Source organism: Mesorhizobium sp. B2-4-6 (genome assembly GCF_006442775.1).
Taxonomy (GTDB): domain Bacteria; phylum Pseudomonadota; class Alphaproteobacteria; order Rhizobiales; family Rhizobiaceae; genus Mesorhizobium.
This window is the reverse complement of record NZ_VFVI01000004.1, coordinates 192,977-217,504: the sequence shown is the minus strand read 5'-3', so window position 1 is coordinate 217,504 and position 24,528 is coordinate 192,977. Positions and strand designations below refer to the sequence as shown.

22 protein-coding genes and 1 pseudogene are annotated in these 24,528 nt (G+C 63.9%); 9 read left to right on the top strand and 14 right to left on the bottom strand.

The window, feature by feature from the left end; translation table 11 throughout:
• Positions 1-42: 42 nt before the first annotated feature.
• The 4 genes and pseudogenes from FJ957_RS14025 to FJ957_RS14010 form a co-directional block, all read right to left on the bottom strand.
• Positions 43-1,015, bottom strand: a pseudogene (locus FJ957_RS14025) (glycosyltransferase family 2 protein).
• The gene (locus tag FJ957_RS14020; RefSeq protein WP_140832227.1) at positions 1,005-1,943 is read right to left on the bottom strand and encodes a glycosyltransferase; all 939 of its coding nucleotides are present in this window, start codon (positions 1,941-1,943) and stop codon (positions 1,005-1,007) included. The pseudogene FJ957_RS14025 and the gene FJ957_RS14020 overlap by 11 nt, the downstream one beginning before the upstream one ends.
• Positions 1,943-2,932: a glycosyltransferase family 2 protein gene (locus FJ957_RS14015; RefSeq protein WP_140832225.1), complete on the bottom strand. Its 990-nt coding sequence runs from the start codon at positions 2,930-2,932 to the stop codon at positions 1,943-1,945. Before FJ957_RS14015 ends, FJ957_RS14020 begins: the two co-directional genes overlap by 1 nt.
• Before the next feature lie 23 nt (positions 2,933-2,955).
• A complete protein-coding gene (locus FJ957_RS14010; protein ID WP_140832223.1) occupies positions 2,956-4,131 on the bottom strand; it encodes a glycosyltransferase family 4 protein in 1,176 nt (391 codons plus the stop codon).
• Between the two features lie 195 nt (positions 4,132-4,326).
• On the opposite strand from FJ957_RS14010, the gene FJ957_RS14005 reads away from it, so the two are divergent.
• Both FJ957_RS14005 and FJ957_RS14000 read left to right on the top strand, forming a co-directional pair.
• Positions 4,327-5,823 carry a lipopolysaccharide biosynthesis protein gene (locus FJ957_RS14005; protein ID WP_140832222.1) on the top strand — a complete coding sequence of 499 codons (1,497 nt, stop codon included), beginning with the start codon at positions 4,327-4,329 and terminating at the stop codon, positions 5,821-5,823.
• A 46-nt stretch (positions 5,824-5,869) separates the two neighbouring features.
• Complete coding sequence (locus tag FJ957_RS14000) at positions 5,870-6,892, top strand: phosphoribosyltransferase (protein WP_140832220.1); 1,023 nt, start codon at positions 5,870-5,872, stop codon at positions 6,890-6,892.
• Positions 6,893-6,896: 4 nt separating this feature from the next.
• Here FJ957_RS14000 and FJ957_RS13995 read toward each other — a convergent pair whose 3' ends face one another.
• The 9 genes from FJ957_RS13995 to FJ957_RS13955 form a co-directional block, all read right to left on the bottom strand.
• The gene (locus tag FJ957_RS13995; protein ID WP_140832218.1) at positions 6,897-7,976 is read right to left on the bottom strand and encodes a glycosyltransferase; all 1,080 of its coding nucleotides are present in this window, start codon (positions 7,974-7,976) and stop codon (positions 6,897-6,899) included.
• A 44-nt stretch (positions 7,977-8,020) separates the two neighbouring features.
• Positions 8,021-9,241, bottom strand: a complete 1,221-nt coding sequence (locus FJ957_RS13990) for a glycosyltransferase family A protein (protein WP_181180566.1) — start codon at positions 9,239-9,241, stop codon at positions 8,021-8,023.
• A 34-nt stretch (positions 9,242-9,275) separates the two neighbouring features.
• A complete protein-coding gene (locus FJ957_RS13985; RefSeq protein WP_140832215.1) occupies positions 9,276-9,719 on the bottom strand; it encodes a hypothetical protein in 444 nt (147 codons plus the stop codon).
• Positions 9,720-9,730: 11 nt separating this feature from the next.
• Entirely contained in the window at positions 9,731-11,179 is a 1,449-nt protein-coding gene (locus FJ957_RS13980) for a GMC family oxidoreductase (protein ID WP_140832214.1), read from the bottom strand.
• Between the two features lie 90 nt (positions 11,180-11,269).
• On the bottom strand, positions 11,270-12,601 hold the full coding sequence (locus FJ957_RS13975; protein WP_140832212.1) for a UDP-glucose/GDP-mannose dehydrogenase family protein: 1,332 nt from the start codon (positions 12,599-12,601) through the stop codon (positions 11,270-11,272).
• A 133-nt stretch (positions 12,602-12,734) separates the two neighbouring features.
• The gene (locus FJ957_RS13970) at positions 12,735-13,619 is read right to left on the bottom strand and encodes a glycoside hydrolase family 16 protein (RefSeq protein WP_140832211.1); all 885 of its coding nucleotides are present in this window, start codon (positions 13,617-13,619) and stop codon (positions 12,735-12,737) included.
• 130 nt (positions 13,620-13,749) lie between these two features.
• Positions 13,750-14,127, bottom strand: coding sequence for a hypothetical protein (locus tag FJ957_RS13965; protein WP_140832208.1), 378 nt, complete (start codon positions 14,125-14,127; stop codon positions 13,750-13,752).
• A 124-nt stretch (positions 14,128-14,251) separates the two neighbouring features.
• Positions 14,252-15,292 (bottom strand): glycosyltransferase family 2 protein, encoded by a 1,041-nt coding sequence (locus FJ957_RS13960; protein ID WP_246685844.1) that lies wholly within the window; start codon positions 15,290-15,292, stop codon positions 14,252-14,254.
• Between the two features lie 4 nt (positions 15,293-15,296).
• Positions 15,297-16,571 carry a nucleotidyltransferase family protein gene (locus FJ957_RS13955; RefSeq protein WP_140832205.1) on the bottom strand — a complete coding sequence of 425 codons (1,275 nt, stop codon included), beginning with the start codon at positions 16,569-16,571 and terminating at the stop codon, positions 15,297-15,299.
• Between the two features lie 500 nt (positions 16,572-17,071).
• Here FJ957_RS13955 and FJ957_RS13950 point away from each other — a divergent pair, with 500 nt between their 5' ends.
• The 6 genes from FJ957_RS13950 (at position 17,072) to FJ957_RS13925 (ending at position 22,874) form a co-directional block, all read left to right on the top strand.
• Positions 17,072-17,224: a lasso RiPP family leader peptide-containing protein gene (locus FJ957_RS13950; protein ID WP_095769314.1), complete on the top strand. Its 153-nt coding sequence runs from the start codon at positions 17,072-17,074 to the stop codon at positions 17,222-17,224.
• A 155-nt stretch (positions 17,225-17,379) separates the two neighbouring features.
• Entirely contained in the window at positions 17,380-17,679 is a 300-nt protein-coding gene (locus FJ957_RS13945; protein WP_140832203.1) for a PqqD family protein, read from the top strand.
• Complete coding sequence (locus FJ957_RS13940) at positions 17,663-18,079, top strand: lasso peptide biosynthesis B2 protein (protein WP_246685843.1); 417 nt, start codon at positions 17,663-17,665, stop codon at positions 18,077-18,079. The genes FJ957_RS13945 and FJ957_RS13940 overlap by 17 nt, the downstream gene beginning before the upstream one ends.
• 3 nt (positions 18,080-18,082) lie before the next feature.
• Complete coding sequence (locus FJ957_RS13935) at positions 18,083-19,993, top strand: lasso peptide isopeptide bond-forming cyclase (RefSeq protein ID WP_140832201.1); 1,911 nt, start codon at positions 18,083-18,085, stop codon at positions 19,991-19,993.
• On the top strand, positions 19,990-20,970 hold the full coding sequence (locus FJ957_RS13930) for a serine kinase (protein WP_140832200.1): 981 nt from the start codon (positions 19,990-19,992) through the stop codon (positions 20,968-20,970). The genes FJ957_RS13935 and FJ957_RS13930 overlap by 4 nt, the downstream gene beginning before the upstream one ends.
• A gap of 8 nt (positions 20,971-20,978) precedes the next feature.
• Positions 20,979-22,874 (top strand): ABC transporter ATP-binding protein, encoded by a 1,896-nt coding sequence (locus tag FJ957_RS13925; protein WP_140832198.1) that lies wholly within the window; start codon positions 20,979-20,981, stop codon positions 22,872-22,874.
• Here FJ957_RS13925 and FJ957_RS13920 read toward each other — a convergent pair.
• On the bottom strand, positions 22,848-23,120 hold the full coding sequence (locus FJ957_RS13920) for an exopolysaccharide production repressor exox (RefSeq protein WP_140832196.1): 273 nt from the start codon (positions 23,118-23,120) through the stop codon (positions 22,848-22,850). The genes FJ957_RS13925 and FJ957_RS13920 overlap by 27 nt on opposite strands.
• Before the next feature lie 607 nt (positions 23,121-23,727).
• Between FJ957_RS13920 and FJ957_RS13915 the strand changes: the two genes are divergently transcribed.
• Positions 23,728-24,405, top strand: a complete 678-nt coding sequence (locus FJ957_RS13915) for a sugar transferase (RefSeq protein WP_140644800.1) — start codon at positions 23,728-23,730, stop codon at positions 24,403-24,405.
• Positions 24,406-24,528: the final 123 nt, after the last annotated feature.

Below are 24,528 nucleotides of genomic sequence, written 5' to 3'. Positions count from 1 at the left end.
CTGATATTCCTTCTGACAGAAAAGATTCCTACTTATCGCTGGCTATGAAAATGCCGGCGTGCTTCGTCTCCCCGCCCCGACGGCGAACCTGCGCCGCAACCCTTCTGAGCCGGACGGCGATAGGCATACCCATATGCCCGATCGCGGCCGGATCCCTGAGCACCGTACCGATCGCCTTGAGCGGCGAACGCGCCTTGATGTGCCGAACCAGGGACAGGAACGACGACGCCTTACGCAGGCTGCGGCCACGCTTGACGAAGGCCGCCTTTGCGCTGCTGTCCATGGGATATGCAGCCGCGAAGGCGGCGTCGGCGCGCGTCATCGCCTCGACGTGATGCAATTCGAGCACGCGCGAGATCGAGCCGGTGCGGATGTGGTAGACATAGCCGACGGTCGGCTCAACCACGCAGCGGCCGCCGCTGGCCAGCGCGCTCGCCAGCAGGATGTAGTCTTCGCCGATGCGCAGCTTCTCGTCGTAACGCAGACTGTTGTCGTCGAGGAAGCGGCGCTGGAAGATCGGCTTCAGATAGCCGAGATTGAAACGCGATTCGAAGACCAGATTGCCGGCGATGTAGTCGGCCAGCGAGATTTCGCGCAGGCCTTCGAGATAGCCGGCCGGGAACATGACGTCGTCGGGCGTGCCGTCCTCGCGCACGACCTGCACATTGTCGACCGCAATTTGCGCATCCGCCGCTTCGGCGCGCGAGATCATCGTGGCCAAGCGGTCGGGAAGGACCGCGTCATCGGAATCGAGCACCGCCACCCAGCGGCCGCGCGCCAGGTCGAGGCCGGCATTGCGGGCGCCGCCAGGACCACGATTGGCGGGCAGCGTCACCACCTTGACGATATCTTGCGGATAAGCGCGCGCCACATCCAGCGTGCCGTCGCGCGACTGGTCGTCGACGACGATGACCTCGACGGTCACGCCAAGTTGCCCGATCGCGCCGGCGATGGCGCGGTCGAGAGTGGCCTCCGCATTGTAGGCGGCGATGACGAAGCTGACGTCAGGCTGCACGCTTGTTCCCTTGTTCTGGCGAAGTGAGGCCGTACTGGCGGATTTCGCGGACGCCGACCAAACCGCTGATGACGCCAACGTGCATAATGCCGCGCAGCACGCTGCGGTTCCGTCGAACCGGGCTGATCGCGGTCAAAATGGCCATGCCGAAGCAATAGACGGCCTTGGCCGAAGCCAGTCCCACCTGGCCGGCACGGCGCACGCCGCCGGTGCCGCGCCCGATCAGGTGGCCATGCGTCTGGCCGAAGCGGAAGCGGCGGCGGCGCAGCCAGTCGAACGCGGCCCTGGCGCGCGGCACGACCTCGTCGACGAAAGCCTCCGGTGCAAAGGCGATGCGGCCGCCGGCCTTTACCATGGCATCGAAGAACTCGGTATCCTCGCCGCCGGTCTGGCCGCGCGCCAGGCTGAAGCGCCGGCCACGCAGGCTCGCATCGGTCATTTTGAGCAGGACGTTGCAGGTGTAGCCGGTGCGGATCTCGCCGCGCACCCAGACCGGCAAGGTGGAATGGAAGTCGCCCTTTTGCATCCAGTCCGGCGCATCCTGGCGATAATGCGCCCGCACCGGTCCGAGCACCGCAGCGGCGCCCGTGGCGTCGGCCGCCGCCATCAATTCGGCCAGCCAGCCGGGCGACGCCGTCTCGTCGTCGTCGATAAAGGCAACGAAGTCCGACACGCTGGCGTCGAGGCAGGCGTTGCGGGCGATCGAGATGTTGCGCGCCGGCGCGTGGCGGTAGCGGACTGGCAATTTCAGTTCCTCGGCCAGTGCCTTCACCAGCTTATGCGCGCTGGGCTCGTCGTCATTGTCGGCAATGACGACGCCGATCACCGCGCCCTCCGGCTTCTCCAGAGCGGCCACGGAGCGCAGCGTGTCGGCCAGCTCCGGCCGGCGGAAGGTGCAGATGCAGATGTCGATCGAGTGGCTGGCCATCACGCCACCTTGCGCTGCGAGCGCGACGCCAGAAGCTGCTGCCAGAAGCCGACGGACCAGCCGAAATGCATGACCATCGCCGAGACCCCGGCCAGTGCGATGCTGGCGTTGCGCTGGCGCAGCGCCGTCATCAGCCCGTAACCGAGGCACACGGCCATCCACAAAAGGAAAGGCACCGCCGCGATCCAGTGGACGAAGGAAAGCAGCGCGAGCAGCACCACGGGCGCAACCAGCAGCGGGATCATCTGACGAACCTTCGGCACCATGCGATGCTTCAGGACGTTCCTGGCGCGGCCGCGGCCATAGCCGAGATACTGGAAATAAAGGCTCTTCAGCGTCGAGCGCGGATAGTAGACCATCTGCGTCCGGCCGCTCATCCAGATGCGGTAGCCGGCCTGGCGCAGGCGGTAGTCGAGCTCGGCGTCCTCGTTGTGGCTGAAGCTCTCGTCGTAGCCGCCGACATGCCTGAAAGCGGCGATGCGCATCAGCGCGTGGTGGCCGTGGTCGACCCATTCGCCCTCGGACATGTGCCGGTGCTTCGAGCCGCCGGTGCCGAGCTTGGAGTTCTGCGCCGCCGCGACCGCCTTCTGCACGGCGCCGGTACCGGCGGTCAGCATCGAAACGACGACCGAATCGGCGCCGGTGGCAAGCGCTTCCTCGACCAGCCGCTCGCAGTAATCGTCCGGATAACCGCCATGCGCGTCGATGCGGATGAGGTAGTCGGCGCCTTCGCCGAGGGTCGCCACCGCGAGATTGATGGCGGCGCTCTGGAGGCGCTTCGGATTGGCGAGCAGGACGACCCGGGCATCCTTCGCCAGGATCTTTTCGACGATGGCTTGCGTGCCGTCGGTGCTGCCGCCGTCGACGACGACGATGCGGCCGCCGAGCCGCGCCGCAGCGGGCCGCAACTGGTCGAGCAGGCCGCCGATATGATCCGCCTCGTTGAGGCAGGGAATGACGATCAGGATCGATGTGGCGGCCTGTGTCATCGGTTCTTGTGCGTCTCCTGCCATCACGCCGCCGCCTCCGTCGCCGCAAAATTTGAAGGCATCGCGGCGAGGCCGCGCAGCTTGTCGACGAAAGCCGCGCAGTCGCTGCGGTCGTAGCTCCAGGTCCTGGGATTGCGCGCCAAGACCCGCGACTTCAGGCCGCGGTACCGGTCCTGATCCATCCGGCTCAGCATCGCCTCGATGCCTTCGGGCGTCGCTTCGGGCAAAAGCACGCCGATATCCCGCTGCTTCAGAAACCTGCCGGTTTCGGTGTCCGCCATCGAGATCGGCACGGCGCCGAAGCGGCAGCCCTCGTAGAGGCGGTTGGGAAGCAGCCATTCGGAATTCTGGCCGGCTTCGAAGAAATCGATCGCCCAAGAGAAATGCACCTGCCCGTAGATTGCGGCCATGTCCTCCGGATTGCGGTAAGGCCCCTCGAACGAAAGCCAGGGCTCGGCCTCGACGAAACCTTGAAAGTCCGGGAATTCGGACAGCGCCGGGCGGCCTCTCAGCACGACCTCGAAACGCCCGACCTGGCGGCGGGTGAAATCGGCCAGCAGCTCCAGCGAGCGGCGGCAGCGCAGCGCGCCGAACCAGCCGATGCGCCAAGGCGGCGTCGCCGGGCTGTCGTCCTCGAAAGAATGCGCGGCGACAACGGATGCCGCCTCGAAATATTTGTTCTCGATCAGTTCGACAGGTGCGACGATCTGCCCGAACGGCTCGAAATAATTGGCGATGAAGGCCGGCGAGCTCGTCACCAGAAGCTTCACGTCGCGGGCGAGATGACGTTCGGCGCCACGCAGCGTCCTGCCGACGAAATCGTCGCGCAGCACCAGACGGTGGATATCGAGGCATTCATAGACGATCGGCACGCTCGCTCCGAGCGCGCCATTGGCGCGGCGGGCCAGCGCCAACATTTCGAGGTTGCGCGCGATGATGAGATCGGGCCTGGACACGGCGCCCAATTTCGCGCCGATCGACACGGCTGCCTTGGCGACCGCGCCGATGCGCTGCGCGAATCGGCCGTCGCGCGTCGCGCCAAGGTCGACCGGCTCGATACCCTCGATCTCGGCGACCGGGCTGGTGGTGCGGCGGAAGCCCGCCAGGGTGACCCTGGCGCCGCCTGCCTTGAGCATCTGAACCCTCCGGCGCACCGCCGGGTCGGATACGTCATGCACAAGGTACAAGACATGCAGCATGTAACTCGACCGCTGTTGGGCCCACCCATCGGGATGCTAGTACAGCTTTTGCTGCATCGCAACAATTTTGGTGCGGCGTAGCAAATGCCCGCATATTTTTTGTTGCACTGCAAAAACGTATTGCGGTAGCTTATGCATGGCGGCGGGCGCCGGTCGCGACGATGTCGGACCGATGCAAGATCAGGGATCCTGAATTTGGAAACCAGCGCATTCGATCCGCCTGAGGGCTCTCTGCGCAAATCGGTCGGACGCGGCGCGGTCGTCACCGCGATGGCGCAAGGCGTGCGGGTAGCGACGCAGATCATCTCTGTCATCGTGCTGTCGCGCTTGTTGTCGCCGCAGGATTTCGGCGTCGTGGCGATGTGCGCGCCGGTGCTTGCCTTCATCGCGCTGTTCCAGGATTTCGGCCTGACCCAGGCGACGATCCAGAAGACCGGCATCCGCCACGAAGAAGTCAACTACCTGTTCTGGATCAACGTGGCGGTGAGCACGCTGCTTGCCTGCGTGCTTGCGGCTTCGGCGCCGCTGGTCGCCGCCTTCTATGGCGAGCCGCGCGTGACAGGCCTCGTCGCCGCCTTCGGCCTGCAGATCATAGCCTATGGCCTGGGAGCCCAGCATGTGGCGCTGCTGACGCGCCGAATGGAGTTCACGCGGCTGGCCATCATCGACATCGCCAGCGCCATCGTCGGTGTCGGCGTCTCGATCGCCTGGACCTTCATCGATCGCTCCTATTGGGCGCTTTTCGCCGGCACGCTGGCAAGCGCCGTGCTGCCGACGCTGTGCTACTGGTACTCCTCGCGCTGGCGCCCCGGCCTGCCGCGCAAGGTCGAAGGCATCGGCGCGCTGATCAATTTCGGCGCCGGCATCACCGGCTTCAACTTCGCCAATTTCTTTGCCCGCAACCTCGACAATGTGCTGATCGGCAAATACTGGGGCGAGGCGCAGCTCGGCCTCTACGACCGCGCCTACAAGCTCTTGCTCTTCCCGCTCAGCCAGATCACCAACCCGCTGTCGAAGGTGATGGTGCCGGCACTGTCGCGGCTGAAGGACGAGCCGGACCGCTACCGCAGTGCCTATCTGCGCGTCATGCCGCTTATCCTTCTGGTCGCGCTTCCGGGTGTCGCCTTCGCCACCGCCATGTCGGACACGCTCATCCCCTTCGTGCTCGGCGAGCAATGGCGGGGAAGCGCGCCGATCTTCCTGGCGCTGGGCTTTGCCGGATTGCTGCAGCCGCTCAACAACCCCGCGGGATGGCTGTTCGTAAGCCAGGGCCGCTCAGGCGACTTCATGCGCTGGGGCATCGTCACCGCCGTGACCTCGGTGCTGGCCTTCGTCATCGGCCTGCCTTACGGCGCGCTCGGCGTCGCAGTCGCCTACGCGATCAGCGAATATATGCGCACGCCCTTCCTATGGCTCTATGTCGGCAGGCGCGGACCGCTGAAGGCCAGCCATGTGCTTCATGCGGCATTGCCTTTCGTGCTTGGCGCGCATCTGGCGTTCGGCCTGGTCTGGCTCGCCAAACCGATGCTGCAGGCGCCGCCCGTCGTTGCGCTGGCCGCCGGCGCGGCGCTCTCCTATCTCACCACCATTCTTATCGCACTTGCCTTCAGCGCCGGCCGCGAAGCGCTTCGCGAGGCCTTGCGGCTGATCCCGGCACGAGGGGTCCTCGCAGCCCCGAGCGGGGCCAAATGAGCCCGGCCTGCTCGCGAAACGCTGACTTCAGGACAGGGATAACCGCATGAATTACCGATCGATTTCAGACATGAACGACGCGATCGTGCGCAACCTGCACCGGCTGCCGCGCGACATCGACCTGGTCGTCGGCGTGCCGAGGAGCGGCATCCTCGCCGGCACCATGGTCAGCCTGATCGCGAACATCCCAATGACCGATCTCGACAGTTTCCTGGCCGGCAGGATCTATACGTCCGGGATCACGAAACGCTGGGCGGGCCTAGACCGGCAGGCTTCCGAGATGCGCAAGATCCTGGTGATCGACGACAGCATCATCGGCGGCACCGCGATGCGCGATGCACGCGAAAAAGTCGCTGCCAGCGGCATCGAGGGCGATTTCATCTTCGCGGCCGTGTTCGGGCTGTCGCTGCGACACGAGGAGACCGACATGGTCTTCGAGGCCGTGCCGCATCCCAGGATGTTCCAGTGGAATTTCATGCACCATGTCTTCCTCGAGCAGTGCTGCGTCGACATTGACGGCGTGCTTTGCCTCGATCCGACCGAGGACGAAAACGACGACGGCCCGGCCTATGAGAAATTCCTGGCCGAGGCGCGGCCGCTGCTCGGGCCGACCCGCAAGATCGGCTGGCTGGTGACGAGCCGGCTGGAGAAATACCGCAAGCTGACCGAGGCATGGCTCGCCAGCCGCGACATCAAATACGATCATCTCATCATGCTCGACCTGCCCAACAAGGCCGAGCGGCAGCGGCTCGGCGCGCATGGCAGCTTCAAGGCCGAATTCTACCGCAAGTCGGACGCCATCCTGTTCATCGAGAGCGAGCACGAGCAGGCGCAGAGGATCGCGAAGCTCTCCGGCAAGCCGGTGCTGTGCGTCGAAACCAACATGGTGAGCTTGCCCGATCCGATGTCGCTGCCGGCGCTGCAGCAGGCGGCGCGCAACCTGCCGGCGCGGCTGAGACAAATCAATTCACTCGACGGGCGAAAGCAGGCCGTGAAGGCGACGGCGCGCGCGCTGCTCGGCGAGCGCGGCTACCAGGCGCTGAAGAACCGGGTGAAGCGCCCGGCATAAGAAATTAGGCGGCGCGGCGGACGCCCTGCCGGGCCGCCCTTTCGAGAAGATCGAGAAACACGACCAATTGCCGCGCGGGGTCGAGCTCCGGGCGTTTGGAGAAGGCGATAGCCGCGGCCGAAAGCCGTTCGTATTCCGGGCGGTCGTTCCACAGGCGCCGGACCGCCGCGGCCCAGTCGGCGACCGGAGCATCGTAGTCGAGCAACACGCCGCCGGGCCCGATGGCTTCGGGCAGGCCGCCACGCTTCGATCCGACGACCGGGATGCCGCTGCAATGCGCCTCGGATGCGACGCGGCCCCAGGCTTCCTCCCATTTGCTCGGGGCAAGCAGGATCCTGGTGCGGCCATAGACCGTCTTCATGTCGTTGGTGCGGTTTTCGAGCGTAACGTTCGAGAGCGGCGCGATGGTCTTCTCGATGCGGGCGCGGTGGTCGTCGTCCAGCTTCCAGCTTTCCACGAACAGGAAGGGAATCTCCGGACAGGCGGCCGCAATCTTGACCGCCAGATCGAAACCCTTTTCCTCATAGGGGTTGATCATGGTGACGAATTCGCCGGTCGTGTGCGTGCAATAGAGCGCGTCGTTGATGGTCGGCGGAAGAACGATGGACTCGATGCCGAATTTTTCGTTGTAGGTGCGCGCCGTGAACTCCGAATTGGCGATGTATATAGCCGAACCGAGCTCGCGCGGATCGCCGGCGAGCTCGTGGAATTCGACATTGTGCAGATAGACGACCAGCGGCACGCCTTCGGCCAGAAGCGCCTTTCCGAGCAGGACCGACTTGTGGCACTGCACGACGGCGACATCGGGTCTGGTTTTCTCGACGGCGAAGCCGGCCGCCTCCCAGGGGTACCAGGCGCGCATCACCGGATAGCCGGGGAAATTGTCGACAACCGCGGGCTGCCGCAACAGCTTCATCTTGGCGCGCGCCTTGAGGCCGAACATGCCGTCGCCGAACAGCGAGGCGAGGACCGATGCCTGGTGGCCGTGCTCGATCAGTTGTTCGACCAGATGGTGGGTGTTGGATTGCACGCCGCCGGTGAACTCGGGAATGTATCCGTTGCCGCTCGCAAAAAGCACTTTCATCATTCGACTCCTAATCCGGCCCGGCGGATGAGCATGCGCGCCGATCAGCCTGCGCTGCGCGCCAATGGAAGCTTCGAAGTCATTGCCTGACACAGGCGGCTGACCGAGGCGGAAAGCGACAGCGTCGAGTACTCCCGCAACAACTTCGATGCCGGGATCACCTTTCCCGCCTTCAAGTCCTGCGCCAGGTAGTGGGGAAACGAATGCATGTATTCCCTGACGATGTCGGCCTTCAGCGCTCCCGACTTCCATGCCTTCACCGCCGAGACGAATTCGTCGGCGGGGGCGGACGCCAGCCCCGTGTCATAGGCTTCGAAGGTGCGCCGCACGATGGCGCGTTCCTTGTCGCTGAGCGACGTCTTTCCGGCTCGCTCGGCAAGCTGGGCGTAGCGGCGGATGTCTTCGGCCGCGTGGTGCCATAGACCCTTCCTGGCCATGATGCTCGAACGCTGCAGCAATGCCTGCATCTCGAGATCGGCCGTCTTCGGCAAGGCCTGCTCCGAGCGGTCGAGATACTCATGCAGATCGACCGACTTGTAGACTTCTTCCATGATGACCCGGTCGTACGAGCCCCAGGCCTTGATCCGGTCGGTATAGGAAATCACCACCTTGGTGCTGCCGCGGACCATGTCGTGCTGGCGCTGGAAGAACATGAGGCCGTCGACCCTGACGCCCTTGAACCGGCGCGCAAGCCTCAGCATCATCTCGTAGTCCTGCGACCGGACAAGGGTTTCATTGAAGCCTCCAACCTCGTCGTAACATTTGCGGCGCACCAGCAGGCCCGGCTGGTGGACGTGGCAATATTCGAGGTGGGACGGAAAGAAATTGTCCTGGCTGACGTGGCCGAACGCGACGATCTCGTAATTCTGCTCTTGGATCTGAGCCGACTGCTGGAAACGCGCATATTCGCCGAAAGCGAAATCGGCCGCCGGCTCCTGCTCGAAGGCAGCGAGGAACCGCTCGAGCGCCGTCGGGTGCGCGACGTCGTCGTCGTCGAATATCCAGACGAAATCTCCCGTGCAGTGCTTCAGGGCGAAATTCAGCGCCGTGGACTTGCCGCCATTCTCCTTGCGGTAATACTCCACCGGGGCGGGGAAAGAGGCAGCCACCGCGCTGGTATTGTCGGTCGAGCCGTCGTCCACGATCAGAATCTGATCCGGGGCCACGGTCTGCTGGAGCAGGCTGTCGATGGCTTCGGGCAGGAACTTCTGCCGGTTGAAGGTGGGAACGATGACGGTGACCGTCGGTTTCCGCGATGCAGCCATTGGTGACCTCATACTGTCTTCTGTTCCACCTGCCTTACGCATTCTGCAGATCGAGATTGGCGAAGGGATTGGTGCATGGATGCCAGCCGGTGAAGCGGATCGGATCGTCGGGCGAGCTGCGCCAGGCATAATCGGTCAGCATATGGAACTCGGCGATGACCCAGCGGTCGAAATGGCGGAGGTCGCGCCGCTTGTCTTGGGGCAGCAGCTCGCGCGCCTTGCCGAGTTTCACCGTTTCCGCCAGCGTCACCACATCGGCCACCTTGGCGCTCGGGAATACCCAGGGGTTGCGGTTCTGGAATTCGAGCACGAATTGCTGCAGGTGCTCGATGCGCATGTTGAGCGGCCCGAAATATCTTTCGAGCGTGACGCGAACCAGATCCTCGTCCGATAAGGACGACATTGCAGCGGCCGCGATGCCGGTTGAGGCAATGCCGCCGGCGACGATGGCCAGCGCGGTGCGGCGCGTGATCTTCATCGACCCCTCCCTCATGTCGCTAGCTTACCCGCCGCCCGCAAGGAGAGGGCAGCCGCGGTCAGGCTTGGATTGGCGCAGGAACAGCTCGGATAGGTGCTGGTGCCGACGACCACGAGGTTCCTGAGCTGGTGGTGGATCATGTCGCGGTCGACCACGGAATCGGCCGGCCCCGTGCCCATGCGCAACGTGCCCTGCACATGCGATTCGGTCGGCCTTATGCCGCGATCGAAAATCTGTTCGACCGGCAGCGGCTTGAGCAGTTCCGGCAACCTTTCCAGCGCTTTCGCCATGCCCTTGGTGGCGTAGTCCGACGCGCCCTTGAAGGTCACGAAGGCGTTCTCGTCCTTGTCGAGCACGACGCGGTTTTCCGGGTCGAGCAGGTTCTCGGTGACGATGACAAGCGGCAGCACCTGCCGCAGCCTTCCCTTCTCGGCGCGCATGCCGTGCTGCCAGCGGTTCTCGAAATAGACGAGCGCCGCCGCATGCTCGGCCCGGTGCGGCCCGTCATAGAGGCCGAAATTCAGGCCGGTGGTGATGGTCGAGCCGTCGAAATTGTCGACGCCGCCGAGATAGGCTTCGTAATTCCAGCCATAGGATTCGTGCAGGCCCAAGCCGACGAATTCGCCGCCAAGACCGGAGCGCAGCATGATCGCGGGGCTCTGTATGGCATTGGCGCCGAGGACGAAGAGATCGCCGCCGACCGAATATTCCTTGCCCTTCTGAACGAAGGTGACGGAGCGGACAGCACCGCCGGCATGATCGAACCGGCGCACCTCGGCGCCGAGACAGACCGAGACGTCCGGATGCTGGAACACATGCATCAGTCCGTTGTTGACGGTGAACTTGGCGTCCGCCGGACACAGCCAGCATCTGAGATTGGCGCAGCACGAGGCGCGCTGCGAGGTCGCCACGCGCGCCCGGGCGGTCGGCATGACGAAGTGCTGATCCGGCTGCGCCGCCTTCATCATGCGGTCGGGCGTCGACATGCGATGCGGCGGCTGCGGGAACGGCCGCGAGCGCGGCAACATCCGCGCCATGTCGGGATCGCCGGAGATCGACATGACCTCCTCGGCATCGCCATAGAACGGTTCGAGGTCGTCATAGCTGATCGGCCAGTCGTTACCGACGCCGTAGGTGCTCTTCAGCTTGAAGTCGTTGGGATGGAAACGCGGCGTCTGCGCGAACCAGCAATTGGTGCCGCCGCCAAGACCGATCGTGTAGTTCCACGGCTTGTCGGGATTGTCGGTATCGTAGGTGGTTTCATCGTCTATGTCGGTGTTGGCGTTCCGGCTGAGCTGCCACTCATGCGTGTTGTGGCGGCCCCATTCCAGCACCAGGACACGGGCTTTGCGCCGCTTCAGGAATTCGTGCAGGAAGAAGGACGAACCGAAGCCGGATCCGATGACGACGAGATCGAAATGCTCGCTGGCGATTTGTTCGGGCCGAACGTCGAGCACCATCAGATCGAACCCTCCTGCTTTGCGCGCATGGTCATTGTCGGCCCCGCTGTCGTTTCCGGCTGCAGTTTTTCTCGAGGCTTGCGACCATCGTCACGCCGCCATCCTGCCGATCGAGAAATATTCGATGCCATAGCGCGCGATCACCTTGGGATCATAGAGATTGCGGCCGTCGAAGATGACCGGCGTCGTCAGTGCATCCTTGAGCGCGTCGAATGACGGCGCGCGGAAGCTCTTCCATTCGGTGCAGATCAACAACGCGTCGGCGCCGCGCAGCGCGGCTTCCTTGGTGCCGCACAAGAGCAGGTCGTCGCGCAGGCCGTAGATTGCCTGGCACTCCTGCATCGCCTCGGGATCGTAGGCCTGGACCTTGGCGCCGGCCGCCCACAGCGCTTCCATCAGCGTGCGCGACGGCGCCTCGCGCATGTCGTCGGTGTTGGGCTTGAAGGCCAGCCCCCAGACGGCGAATGTCTTGCCCCTGAGCGCGCCCTTGAAATAGTGGTTGACCTTGTCGAACAGGACCGACTTTTGCGCATTGTTGCGCTCCTCGACGGCGCGCAGCAGCTTGGCGTCGAACTTGACGCCCTCGGCGGTCTTGATCAGCGCGCGCACGTCCTTCGGGAAGCAGGAGCCGCCATAGCCGAGGCCGGGATAGATGAAGTGGTAGCCGATGCGCGGATCCGAGCCGATGCCCTTGCGCACCTCCTCGATGTCGGCGCCCAGCTGCTCGGCGAGATTGGCCATCTCGTTCATGAAGCTGATCTTGGTCGCCAGCATGCAGTTGGCGGCGTATTTGGTGAATTCGGCGCTGCGCACGTCCATCACGATCATCTTCTCGTGGTTGCGGTTGAACGGCGCGTAGAGCTCGCGCATCACCATCTCGGTGTCTTCGCTGGAGGTGCCGACGATGATGCGGTCCGGCTTCATGCAGTCGGCGACCGCCGAGCCTTCCTTGAGGAATTCGGGGTTCGAGGCGACGTCGAAGTTGAGATCCTCGCGGCCGCGCTTCTTCAGCGTCTCGGCGATCCTGGCCTTCACCTTTTCGCAGGTGCCGACCGGCACGGTCGACTTGCCGACGACGATCTTGGCGCTGTCCATCTCACGACCGATGGTCTCGGCGACGGCGAGCACATATTTCAGATCGGCCGAGCCATCCTCGCCCGGCGGCGTGCCGACCGCGATCATCTGGATCTGGCCATGCCTGACCGCCGCTGCCGCGTCCGTGGTGAAGCGGATGCGGCCGGCCGCGTGGTTTTCCTTGACGAGGGCCTCCAGGCCCGGTTCGAAAATCGGGATCAGGCCCTGGTTGAGCCGCTCCACCTTCTTCTCGTCGATGTCGACGCACACCACCTCGTGACCGACCTCGGCAAGCACAGCGGCCTGGACGAGACCGACATAGCCAATCCCAAACACTGTCAAATTCATTTGGTTCTATTCCTGTCAAAGGCCGGGCCACAAAAGGTGGTCCGGCCGGTTCAGATGTCCCTCAGGCCCAACGGCCTAGTTGGTTCGGCATGATCTTAATCCGAAAACCAGTTCCCACTTTTCGGGATCATGCCTAGTTGGAATTACTTATGCTGCATGCCAGCGATTCCGGAAACTGGCATGGCTGGCCCAAAGCGGTGAAAGCGACGCGCTTGACCTCCATGGTCACCTTGCTGCCGGGATCGACGAAGGCGCCCATCCAGTTGGTCAGCTTGTCGCTGCCCCAGAGGCTGAAGAAGATTTTCTGCGAATGCGTCGGCAACTCGTCGGGATTGGTCACTTCATGGACGAGCTTGCCGTTGACATACCAGCGCAGCCGGTCCTTCTCCCAGACGAAGCCGTAGTCGTTGAAGCCCTTGTCGGCGCCGCCTTCGACGTCGACCAGCTTGCCGTTCTTCGGCTTGCCCTGGATGTAGCTGTTGACCTGCACCTTCGACGGATCCTTGGTGAGGACCTCGAAGTCGATCTCGTCCCAGGGCTGCTTGTCCTGCGGGCCGATATAGGAGAAGAAGGCGGCGTTGAGGCCTGAGCCGGTGCCGGTCTTCATGCGCGCCTCGTAGACACCGTAGCCGTAGCGCTGCTTGGTCTGGATCTCGGCGCAAGCGAAATCGCGATCCTTCAGCTTGCGCTTTTCGAAGCCCAGCGACAGCACGCCATCGGAAAGCCGCACGAGATCCTTCGACCAGGTGCAATTCTGATGGGCGCCATTGGTCCATCCGTCCGAGACGAACCAGCGGGACCGGTCGAAATTCGAGAAATTGTCGACGAAGGACGGCGCGCTTTGCAGCTCCTGTTGCGTCCCTTGCGCGTGCGCCGGATGCAGGCTCGCCGCAACGGTCGCCGCGATGGCGAACAGGGCGCCGACCACGCCGAGCCACAGGCTGTTTAGTCCATTCCCGGGCGTATGCGACTTATCGCACACCGCCATGAAGGAGGTGTTGCTGGGATCTGCGTTCATAACAAACTCACCTTGTGTTGTCCGCCCAACCCAAAGTCTTCCTTGGTCCGCGCGAGCGAGCCGCTTCCGATCCTCCGCCCTCTTGAACTCCTCTAATGTCTCGTGCCGATGACGACACCCGAGGGCGCCGTCAGCCTCTTGCCGCGGACTGAGGTGCAGACCGATCGGCACCATCCTCGACGATCGCGTCGAGCGAATGACGCAGTTCCTTCACCAGGCCTTTCTGGCGAACGAGCTCCGCAATGCGCCGCTCGCAGTTCAGGATCGAATTCGTCATCGCGCTGACATCCGAGCCCTTGCTGGTCGACGCCGAACCATTCTCCATCGCCTCGACCAGAAAGGCCGCGTTGGCGGCCGTGGACCTGTAGCGATTCTCCAGCCCGGTCTTCTCCGCCTCGATCTCGGCAGCGATCTGGTCGAACAGCTTCGCCAGCCGGTCGAGACGCTGGAGATCGGTCTGCCGGTCGCGAGCCGGATCCCGGGATCTGAAGCCAAAAATCGAAGCCATCCTGCCGGCCTTTCGAAATTGCTGCATTGCAGCATAGACTGCCACTACCGCGGCGACTAGGCAACATCATAGTTTTGCGAATGCGGATTTTTTGAGGGACGACGGCTTGCCGCGTGATGCGAGATCATTCGCTTGCGGCGCTCGTCGCCGCCATCAGGAAGCGCCTCGGCGGTATTTGTTGCTTTGCAGCAATCCCGGTGCGGCGGAACAGCGCGTCGAGTTTGTCGGTGGCGACGCCGCGCACGATCGGGATCAGATTCGACTGGCTGGCGAAGGCATAGGCCGCAGCCGACACCAGCCCACGCTCGGCTTTGACGTCGAGGAAATTGCGCAACCGGTATTTGTCGCGGACATGGCGCTCGTGGCGCCGCAACGCGGCCTTCGAGCGCTCAGGAAGGTTGTCGAGCGCCAGCAGCGCCAGGTCGGCATCGGCAAGACGCTTCAGATCCTGCGTTCGATGACGACCGCTCAGCGAATCGGCGCGGACGATCGCGCCATAGCCGCAGGACTTGATGATCTTGAAGCGCGCCCCGCGGGCGACAGCGCGCGCATAGAGCTCGTAGTCTTCGCCAAGACGCAAGCTTTCATCGTAAGCCAGTCCATGCCGTTCGAGAAAAGCCCGGCTGATTACCGGCTTCAGGAAACCGAGCTCGCCGCGCAGGACGCGGCGGCGCGAGATGTTGCCGTCGATGAAGCGCTCGAAATCGAGAAATTCCGGATCGGCCGCGAAAGGCGGCGCGGCGACCTTGGCAAAGTCTGTCGCGGCATCGTCGCGGATCAGCATGATGTTGTCGGCCGCGAAATCCCAGTCGGCGCTGGCGAAAAGGCGGCGGAAGCGGCCTTCGAGGAAGAAATCGTCGGCGTCGAGAATGCTGATGAAAGGCGATTTGGAAGCCTGGATAGCGGCGTTGCGCGCGGCGGAAGGACCGCGATTGACGTCGAGGCGGACGACGGCAAGCCGGCCGCTGCCGTCGTCGGCGGCCAAAGCCACGTCGCGGGTGTCGTCAGTGGAAGCGTCGTCGACCACGACGACTTCGGCGACTTCCGCCTCGCGCAGCGCCGAAGCGATGGCGGCGGGGATCGTGCGCGCCGCATTGCGGGCGGCGATGATGACGCAGACCCCCAAGGTCGCCATCGGGCTCGTCACAGGCGTCGTCACGGACATGGGCTCACCTTTCGCTTGCATGCGTGGCCGCCCCGCCCACGATTTTGATCATTTCGCTCCGCGCCGGCTCAATCGTGGCCGGGCGCTCGAAGATGCGCCGGCTGAGGTCGGCGGAGGCAGCCCAGCCGGCTTCAGCCAGGTAACGGACCGGCTCGCGGCCGCAGAGCTCCCACAGCACATGGCGTCGCTGCGGCCAGCGCAGCGATGCCAGCCAGGGCGCGACCACCATGTGGAAGAGATCGGCGTTGTCGATGCGCGCCAGAATGCGGGCGGCGCGATCCGAAAGCAGCGTGCCGGCGGCGCCGAGCAGCACGTCGGCGGCACGCAACCCCAAGAGCAGCGTGTCCGCCAGGCCCTGCTCGGCGGCGTGGTCGAGAACCATTCGCTGCTCGGCTTCGCTCAGACGGCTGGCGCTGGCCCTGACGTCGCAGACATAGCCGGCGCAGGGTTCGCGGTTGAAAAAGGCCTTGGCGACGCTGATCGCGGACAAAAGCAAGGTGTCGGCCGCCGAGATGATCGGCATGGCGGCGCCGGCCACCGCGACTTCGCGCTTGCGGCGCAGGAAGCCGTCGATGTCGCGGGGGCTGGGCGACCCCGGCTGCTGGAGCCGGTGGTGGAGGTCTACGGTCGAGGCCCTCGTGCCGTCTTCGCGAACCATATGCTGCTCGCCGAGGAAGCGCACCCACCAGACCGAGCGCGACTTGCCGGCAACCTCATAGCCGATCGTGCGCAACGCATCGCGGGCCTTGGCGAAACCGGTCGGCGAAACCAGTATGTCAACGTCGCCCGATGGCTTCATGAAGTGGTCGCCATAGAGCAGATGCTGCTGGAGCGGCCCCTTGAGGAAGACGAAATCGACCTGGCTCTCGCGCAGCACGCGATCGATGGCCATCGAATCGCCGATGCAGGCGGCATTCATCGACATGGTGCGCCGGCGGTATGTGTCGAGCCAGGCAGGCAACTCCGCTGGCGCGGCATTCGCGGGCGTACGCGCGAGCGCCTTGAGCAGGAAGACGGCGACCTTGTTCAGCCTGGCGATGTCGGCGACATTGGCTGCCGAGATTGTTGGGGCTGCCGAGATCGTTGGGGCTGCCGAGATCGTGGGGATCGCTGAGCTTGCCGGGGCCGACGAGATTGTCGGCGCGGGCATGTCGGCCCGGCCGCCCGGGATGTCGACGCCTGGCGCGAAAAACAGCCTCAGGCAGGCCTGCACATAGGCGACTTCGTTAGCGCAGCCGGCGGCGCGCAGCCTTTCATAGGAGCCATCCTGCATCGCCATGCCCGATGTCGTTCTCCGCAAAATGCCGCCCTCGCGGTTTATACCGCACCTGCGAAGAAAAGCATCGGGAAAATTGACGAGATCGCTCAAAACCGGGCAGAGGCCGGCTCGCGACTGCAACCGCAGCGTTTAAAACCGCTGCACGCTCAATCACTTTTGAAGACAACCCGGGACATGCCGATGCGAGCCGGAACGTGGCGATTTCTTGCAGCAAATTCTTCGCATTTGCGAAATGAATTTCTCGCCTAGCAAATTATCATAATTAAATCAGACGCTTATTTAAACAGCAAGGACCTGCGGTTGAATTCGAGGACCGCTGAGGTTTAGGATGACGGCGCCTACACCTTGATCACCAGCGAAGGCGAGCGCAACCAAGAATTGATTAATGCCTGGTAAATCAGTCTTGACTCATGGATGGTGCCGTGCAGCAATCGCATTGCAGCATAGCGATATGCTGGCGGCATCCTGCAGCCGCTTCCAGTCCTTAATTGGAGAGTAAAATGGAACAGAATGTTGAAAAGCATGAGTACGAAACCCCCAGCCTGACGGTTCATGGTTCGATTGAAACGATCACGCAGGGCGGTGCTGGCACGACGGCGCTCGACGCGAGCTTTCCCGCGCACACGCCGGTCGGCGAGCTGACTTTCTCGTAAAGCTTACGGGCATCCGGGAGTCTAAAGTTGGGGCTCCGGGTGTTCTCCAACAGGTGAGCCGGGGGGCTTTGTCCCCCGGCTTCCTGGCGGGGATCGTCGGCAACCGATCCACGGCAACGTCTGACGGAGCGGCGGGCCAGCAACGAGGTTTTAGGATGAACTGGAACCCTTCGGACCATGACCGCGTCGTCGCGACCAACGAAGCGGTGGCTTGCGAATTCGGCGCCGGACTGGCGCTGCTCCACCTGAAATCCAATGTCTATTACAGCCTGAACGGCGTCGGCGCCTTCATCTGGGAGCAGATCCAGGAGCCGCGATCGGTCCTCGATATCCGCAGCGCAGTGCTTGCGCGCTACAATGTCGACGCCGAACGCTGCAAGGCCGATGTCGAGGGCTTGCTCAAGGGGCTGAGCGAAGCAGGGCTTGCGAGGCTCCACAGTGAGGAACTGGTCTAGACTCCGCTCGCTGAGCGGCCAGGAAATGCTGTTTCTGGCGCGCTGCCTGACGGTGGTGAGCGCGGTACGGTTCGCGTTGACGCTGTCTTCCTACAACCGTGTCCGCAGCCTGATGACGCGGCTGGACGCCGGACGCGACGCCAGCATCGCCGACCTGCGGCGTGTCGCATGGGGCGTCGCCGCCGCGGCGCGGCTCGTGCCGGGCGCCAGCTGCCTCACCCAGGCGCTGGCTGGACAGTATCTGCTCGCCCGCCAGGGCAGCGCCTCGAGGATCAGCATCGGCATCGAGAAAGGAACGGGCAGCGAGCTCAAGGCGCATGCCTGGCTGATGAGCGGCAACCACATCGTGCTTGGCGGCTCGATCAAAGGATTTGCCCATCTGGTCGACCATGGGTCGTGAACGATGAGCGGCGTCGCCGGAATCGTGCTCAGCGACAATGGCCGGCCCGCCGCGGCCGGCGATATCCAGCAGATGCTTTCGCGCATGCGCCACCGCGCTCGCGACGGCAACTCGTGGTGGACGGAGGGCAGCGTGGCGCTCGGCCACGCCTGGCTCGACACGACCGGCGAGGATGGTCCCGGCCCGTTGACAATGGCCGGCGGCAAGCTCGCCGTCACCGCCGACTGCCGGCTGGACAATCGCGACGAGCTTCTGGCGCGGCTCGGCATGCGCGACCGGTCGATCGCCGACGCAACGCTCATCATGCGCGCCTACCTCAAATGGGGCGAGGCCTGCCCGACCTATCTGCAGGGCGATTTCGCCTTCGCCATATGGGACGGCGAGCGCCAGGCGCTGTTTTGCGCGCGCGACCATTTCGGCGTCAAACCTTTCTACTATCACTCGACCGGCAGGCGCTTCGCGTTCGCCTCGGAGATCGGGCCGATCCTTGCGCTGGACGGCATCGGCAGGCGCCTCAGCGAGCACCAGATTTCCGGCTTCCTCGCCGGCCTGCCGGACGATCCGCAGGCCACGCCCTACGCCGAGATCTTCCGCCTGCCGGCACGGCACGGCATGACGGTCGCAGGCCGCCAGGTGGTGCTGCGGCGCTACTGGCAGATCGAGCCGTCGCAACGGCCGCCGCGCTCGGACGCGGCCGAGGAATTCAGGCATCTCTTCGCGCAATCGGTGGAGAACCGGATGCGCGGCACGCCGGCCGTCGGCGCCATGCTGAGCGGCGGGCTCGACTCCTCCTCCATCGCCTGTCTCGCGGGTCTCAGGGCGGCGGCGAAGCGCGGCCCGAAGCTCAAGACATTCTCGCTGGTTTTCGACAAGGGCTCGTCGATGGACGAGAAGCCGTTCATCGATGCGGTTCTCGACGACAATCCGCTCGACGCCACATTGATTGCGGTGAGCAATTACGCGCCCTTCGCCGAGTTCGAGCGCATCCTGGAGGAGCAGGAGGGCACGTTCCTGGCCCCCGGCCTGTCCTTGACGCGCGACCTTTACCGGACCGCGGGTGCAAAGGGTGTCAAAGTGCTTCTCGACGGGCATGGCGGCGACGAGGTCGTCTCGCAGGGCCATGGACATCTTCACGAACTCGCCAATGCCGGCCGGTGGTTCGAGTTGTGGCGCGAACTGCACAGCGCTGCGAACACCTATGGCGAGGGCATGCTGTCCCTCTATTTCAAGTTCCTGACCATCTACGGACCGGCCTGGCGGATCGCCCGGATGCGATCGATGGCCCGACGCCTTGTCGGCAAGGTGCGGCGGAGGCCGGCATCGGCACCGCGCGCCTGGGCGGGCCTGGTCAATTCGGACCTTGCCAGGCGCACCGACCTTGCCGAGCGCTTTCATCGCAGCGGCTACATGCCCGCCTCCGTCAGCGCCAGCGAAGCGCTGACGCATCGCTGGCTTCTGTCCACCGGGCTGGTGCCGCACGCCTTCGAAGTGCTCGACAAGGCCGCCGCCAATTTCGGCGTCGAGCCGCGCTATCCGTTCTGGGACAAGCCGCTCGTCGAGTTCTGCCTGGCGCTGCCCGGCGAGGAAAAGCTCAAGGACGGTTTTGGCCGCCATGTGCTGCGACGGGCGATGCAAGGCGTTCTGCCGCCAGCGGTGCAATGGCGGCGCGACAAGATCGATTTCACCGCCAACCTGGTCAAGGGCATGCTCGGCAACCACCGCAAGCTTCTGGACAGCCTGCTGATATCGGACAGCGAGCGGATCGCGCCCTATGTCAACCTGCCTGAAGTGAACGCGGTCTATGAGCGCATGCTGCGCCAGCCCGAGCAGGTGACGCTGCCAGACGTCCAGCATGTCTGGCGCTCGGTTTCGCTGTCGCTGTGGCTGCGGCAAGTCCAAGGAAGCCCCGCATGAATCTTCCGATCGCTTGCCTTGCGCGGCCCGAGCCAGCCACCGAGACGGCGGCGCCGGGGAGACGCGTCCGCCATTTCTACAAGGCCTACGGGTTGATCGTCAGCTCCGAAGTGGCCCTGCCGGAACTGGAACCGACGGCGCCGGCGACACCCGACCTCGAGATCGCTATCAGGCCGGTCGACTTTCCCGACGGCGCATCGCAGGGCGCCACGGCGTTCCGGTTCGAGGCGACGCGCCAATATCTTTCCTGGCAGGCGGTCGGCACTTTCATGATCAGCGACGCCAGCCGGATCGACGTCGATTCGGCGCCGGGGATCGACGACCCGCTGCTCGCCTTTCCGCTGCTCGGGCCGGTGATGGCGCTTGCCCTGCATCGGCGCGGGCTGCTCGTCCTGCATGCCAGCGCCATTGCCGTCGGCGGCAGGAGCGTGATCTTCATGGGCGACAAGGGCGCCGGCAAGTCGACGACGGCGGGCGCGATGATCCGCGCCGGCCACCGCCTGCTCACCGACGACGTCGTGGCGCTGGATTTGTCCGATCCTGACCGGCCGATGATCCTGCCCGGATTTCCGCAGCTCAAGCTCGCGGCGGACGCGGCCGGCGCCATTCGCCTCGAGCAGGCGGAGGTGCGTCCGCAGGTGCATCCGCAGATCGACAAGGCGCAGCATCGACTGCATGACGGATTTGCCGCCGAGGCTGTGCCGGTATCGCGCATCTATGTGCTCGAGCGCGGCCGGCGGGCGGCGATCTCGCCATTGATCGGCGCCGCCGCGTTGCCGGCGATCATCAAATTCTCCTATGTCACGCGGTTCGGCCGGCAGGCGCTGCCCGGCGATCTTGCCGCCACGCATCTTAGCCAATGCGCGCAGGTCGCCGGACGGGTCGGCGTCAGCCGCCTCGAAGTGCCGGCCGGACTCGCCCGGATCGATGAAGCGGTCGCCGCGATCGAAGCCGACCTGACGTCCGGGACAAGGTAAGCCAAGGCATGGGCCGGTCCTCGAAGTTTCGCCTGTCGCTTTTCCGGGACATCGCCGGTTTCGGCGCCATGATGGCGCATATCGGTGGACGGCGCACGGCGACGGCGCTTGCCTTCCTGATCCTGGGCAGCCTCACCGAAGGCATCTCGATCCTGCTGCTCGTGCCGCTGCTGCGCCTGATCGGCAAGGCCGACCAGGATTACGCGGTGCGGGTGCCGGAGGCCTTGCATCGGCTGGCGCCCGGCGGAACGCTGTCGCTCGCGACCGTGCTCTGCCTGTTCGTCGCGCTGGTGGCGCTGCAAGCGACGTTCAACCGCTTCAAGTCGGTCTACATGGCGCGGCTGCTCTACGATTTCGTCAACCGCGTGCGCATGAACCTGTTCGAGAGCGTCGGCAAAGCGCGCTGGGGCGTTTTCACCCGCATCCGCGGCTCCGATCTGGACCATGCGTTGAACGGCGATGTCGACCGGGTGCAGGTGGCGGCCTTCTCGCTGCTGATGCTGACCCAGGCGACGCTGCTTCTCACCGGCTATCTCGTGGTCTCGCTGTTCATCTCGCCGGTGATGACGTCCTTCGCCATTTTCATCGGCCTGGTGCTGCTGGTTGCGCTGCAGCCGTTCAGGGCGCGCGCCAGCGCCTATGGCCGCACGCTGACCGGCAGTCGCCAGGATCAGTACCGCACGGTCTCCGAGTTCCTCGGCGGCATCAAGGTCGCCAAGAGCCTGAATGTCGAGGCAAGCTACTTCGCCGAGCTGGGCGCGACGCTGGACAAGATGAAGACCGACAACATCGCTTTCGTCCGCAACAGTTCGCTCGGCACCGCCCTGTTCCAGGTTACGAGCGTGATTGGGCTCAGCCTCTTCATCTATGTCGCGCTGGTCCGTTTCCACCTGTCGCTGGCCGAGATCGTCGTGCTGCTCCTGGTCTTCATGCGGGTCGCGCCGCGCTTCATGGACATGCAGCTCCAGACCCAGCAGGTGCTGATCAACCTGCCGGCCTACGCTTCGATGAAAAGCCTCCAGGCCCGCTTCGATGCCGAGCGCGAGCCGGAAGAAAGCATGGCCGAACAAGGGGCAAAACTGTCGCTCGAGACCGGCCTCAATATCCGCGATGTGGCGTTCGCCTATGGCGAGGGCGACGGCAAGCCGGTGGTCAGCGACATCACCTTCGGCCTGCCGGCCGGCAAGGTGACGGCGCTGATCGGCCCTTCCGGTTCCGGCAAGAGCACGATCGCCGACATGCTGCTTGGCCTGCTCGAACCGACCGCGGGACGCGTCCTGGCCGACGGCGTGGAGATCACGGCGCAAAATCGCAGAGCCTGGCGCGATCGGGTCGCCTATGTGCCGCAGGACGTGTTCCTGCTGCATGACACGATCGCCGCCAATCTGCGCCTTGCCGCGCCCGCGGCCAGCGACGAAGAACTATGGGTGGCCTTGCGCAACGCCCATGCGGCCGATTTCGTGGAGCGCTTGGCATTGCGGCTGGAGACGGTGGTGGGCGACCGCGGCGTCCGGCTTTCCGGCGGCGAGCGGCAGCGCATCGCATTGGCGCGGGCGCTGCTGCGCAAGCCCTCGCTGCTCATCCTCGACGAGGCGACGAGCGCGCTCGACTGGCAGAATCAGTCGCTGATCGCCCAATCGATCGAGGCGCTGCGCGGCCAAATGACGATTTTGACCATCGCGCACCGGCCGTCGATGATTGCCTTCGCCGACTGGGTGGTGGCCATCGAGAACGGACGCATCGTCGAGGTCGGACAATATCGGCGGCTGAAGGCAAAGGCTGGTAGCCGCCTAGCCAGGATGCTGTCCGGCGAGCAGGCCGAGCGCGAAGGCGCGTCATCGGTCGAGACGGGACTGATCCCGGCGCCGGTCGAACGTTCAGTGGAGGCTGCGTCTGGCGCTTAGCTTTTCACCGTCGGCGACCTTGTTCAGGATCGTGCCGCGGTCGGCCGCGCGGGCCTTGTCGTCCGATGTCGGCGCGGTTCCGCCGATCATGGCAAAGACCAGGAGGAAATAGCCGACCTGGATGATGACGGCACAGACGACGGCGCGAAGGAGGATGGTGCCCGGCGATGCGCCATCGAAATAAGACCAGCCGATGACGATCGCCAGCGCGAAGATCATCCCGACGATGAATTTCGGCAGAGACATGTTCGCCGGCCCCTCAACCGAGACGAGCATGCAGATGCTGCGACTTACCCACCCGCGTAACTCCCCGTTGCGCCAAAGAGCTTTTTCTGGCTGCCCTATCCGGCCGGTTGCTTCCGGCCTTCCTTGCCCATGCAGACTATGACAGGAACAATTTGCGACTCTATTAAGGCGGGTCGGCTGGAGCAAGGCCGTGCAGATATGGTTTCCAACGATTTTACGAGATCGACTCTGCCATGCTGCGCCGCACACTCTGGCTCCGGCAGCTATTCAAATAGCCGTCTGCCGCTTTAGTAAAACTCGCCACTTTGATTAGTATTTTACCTGAATAACTTACCATGGCGAGTGCTTCCGACGTTGCGCAACCGCGTTTCTTCTGCAGCAAAGAATGCACTGTCCAAAAATGGCCCAAAAGGCGGACTACATTTTCATGGTTTTCTCTCACCTTGTCATAAACGTGCCACAAAGGTGAAAATTTGGGCACGGCAGGTTTATTATTTAGTCAATTCATGACGTGAACATTTCAGTTCGATGGGAAATTGTGTGTTGCGCTGCAGCATTTTTTTGATATCTTGCCGTAAACCATCCGTTCAACGTATGGAGCTTCTGCATGAGGGACGTCGCCAAGTCGGCTAATGCGGGTTTTGCGCAGGTCGGCGTAGATTTTCCACCCCCCATCGGCGGTCTGCTCAAACGCAGTTTCGATATCGTCGGTTCCTTGGCCGGGCTGATCCTGCTCAGCCCGCTTTTCCTAATGGTCGCGTTGCTGGTCAAGCTTTCGGACAATGGTCCGATCTTCTATGGCCACAAGCGCATCGGCCGTGGCGGCAGGATCTTTTCCTGCCTCAAATTCCGCACCATGGTGCCGGATGGCGAGCGCGTGCTCGCCGCCTATCTGGCGGCCAATCCCGATGCCAACGCCGAATGGATCGCGACACGCAAACTGAAGAACGATCCGCGCGTCACCCGCGTCGGGCAGGTGCTTCGCAAGCTCAGCCTCGATGAACTGCCGCAGATCCTCAACATCCTGCAGGGCGACATGAGCCTTGTCGGCCCGCGCCCAGTCGTGCGCGACGAATTGGAGATCTACGGCAGCGCCGCGGTCTATTATTTGAAGTCGCGTCCGGGGCTGACCGGGCTGTGGCAGGTCAGCGGCCGTAACGACGTATCCTACGACACGCGGGTCGCCTTCGATCGCCACTATGTCGAGAACTGGTCTTTGTCCGAGGACATCCGCATCATCTTCAAGACCGTTCCTGCCGTGTGGATGTCACGCGGCAGCTATTGACCGACGGGCCTGCTCCCCCAGATTCGGGGTAGGCATCCGGCAGTGATCTCATCGGGCGGATGGGGCCAAAGCGAATCGGAAACGTATTTGACAAAAAACCCCTTCGGACTGTCTTACGCCTGC

Bases quoted from the DNA above. Each gene is read 5' to 3' on its own strand.
- FJ957_RS14020 (WP_140832227.1), bottom strand. From the start codon at position 1,943: ATGGCCAGCCACTCGATCGACATCTGCATCTGCACCTTCCGCCGGCCG.
- FJ957_RS14015 (WP_140832225.1), bottom strand. From the start codon at position 2,932: ATGACACAGGCCGCCACATCGATCCTGATCGTCATTCCCTGCCTCAAC.
- FJ957_RS14010 (WP_140832223.1), bottom strand. From the start codon at position 4,131: ATGCTGCATGTCTTGTACCTTGTGCATGACGTATCCGACCCGGCGGTG.
- FJ957_RS14000 (WP_140832220.1), top strand. From the start codon at position 5,870: ATGAATTACCGATCGATTTCAGACATGAACGACGCGATCGTGCGCAAC.
- FJ957_RS13995 (WP_140832218.1), bottom strand. From the start codon at position 7,976: ATGAAAGTGCTTTTTGCGAGCGGCAACGGATACATTCCCGAGTTCACC.
- FJ957_RS13990 (WP_181180566.1), bottom strand. From the start codon at position 9,241: ATGGCTGCATCGCGGAAACCGACGGTCACCGTCATCGTTCCCACCTTC.
- FJ957_RS13985 (WP_140832215.1), bottom strand. From the start codon at position 9,719: ATGAAGATCACGCGCCGCACCGCGCTGGCCATCGTCGCCGGCGGCATT.
- FJ957_RS13980 (WP_140832214.1), bottom strand. From the start codon at position 11,179: ATGGTGCTCGACGTTCGGCCCGAACAAATCGCCAGCGAGCATTTCGAT.
- FJ957_RS13975 (WP_140832212.1), bottom strand. From the start codon at position 12,601: ATGAATTTGACAGTGTTTGGGATTGGCTATGTCGGTCTCGTCCAGGCC.
- FJ957_RS13970 (WP_140832211.1), bottom strand. From the start codon at position 13,619: ATGAACGCAGATCCCAGCAACACCTCCTTCATGGCGGTGTGCGATAAG.
- FJ957_RS13965 (WP_140832208.1), bottom strand. From the start codon at position 14,127: ATGGCTTCGATTTTTGGCTTCAGATCCCGGGATCCGGCTCGCGACCGG.
- FJ957_RS13960 (WP_246685844.1), bottom strand. From the start codon at position 15,292: ATGTCCGTGACGACGCCTGTGACGAGCCCGATGGCGACCTTGGGGGTC.
- FJ957_RS13955 (WP_140832205.1), bottom strand. From the start codon at position 16,571: ATGGCGATGCAGGATGGCTCCTATGAAAGGCTGCGCGCCGCCGGCTGC.
- FJ957_RS13950 (WP_095769314.1), top strand. From the start codon at position 17,072: ATGGAACAGAATGTTGAAAAGCATGAGTACGAAACCCCCAGCCTGACG.
- FJ957_RS13945 (WP_140832203.1), top strand. From the start codon at position 17,380: ATGAACTGGAACCCTTCGGACCATGACCGCGTCGTCGCGACCAACGAA.
- FJ957_RS13935 (WP_140832201.1), top strand. From the start codon at position 18,083: ATGAGCGGCGTCGCCGGAATCGTGCTCAGCGACAATGGCCGGCCCGCC.
- FJ957_RS13930 (WP_140832200.1), top strand. From the start codon at position 19,990: ATGAATCTTCCGATCGCTTGCCTTGCGCGGCCCGAGCCAGCCACCGAG.
- FJ957_RS13925 (WP_140832198.1), top strand. From the start codon at position 20,979: ATGGGCCGGTCCTCGAAGTTTCGCCTGTCGCTTTTCCGGGACATCGCC.
- FJ957_RS13920 (WP_140832196.1), bottom strand. From the start codon at position 23,120: ATGTCTCTGCCGAAATTCATCGTCGGGATGATCTTCGCGCTGGCGATC.
- FJ957_RS13915 (WP_140644800.1), top strand. From the start codon at position 23,728: ATGAGGGACGTCGCCAAGTCGGCTAATGCGGGTTTTGCGCAGGTCGGC.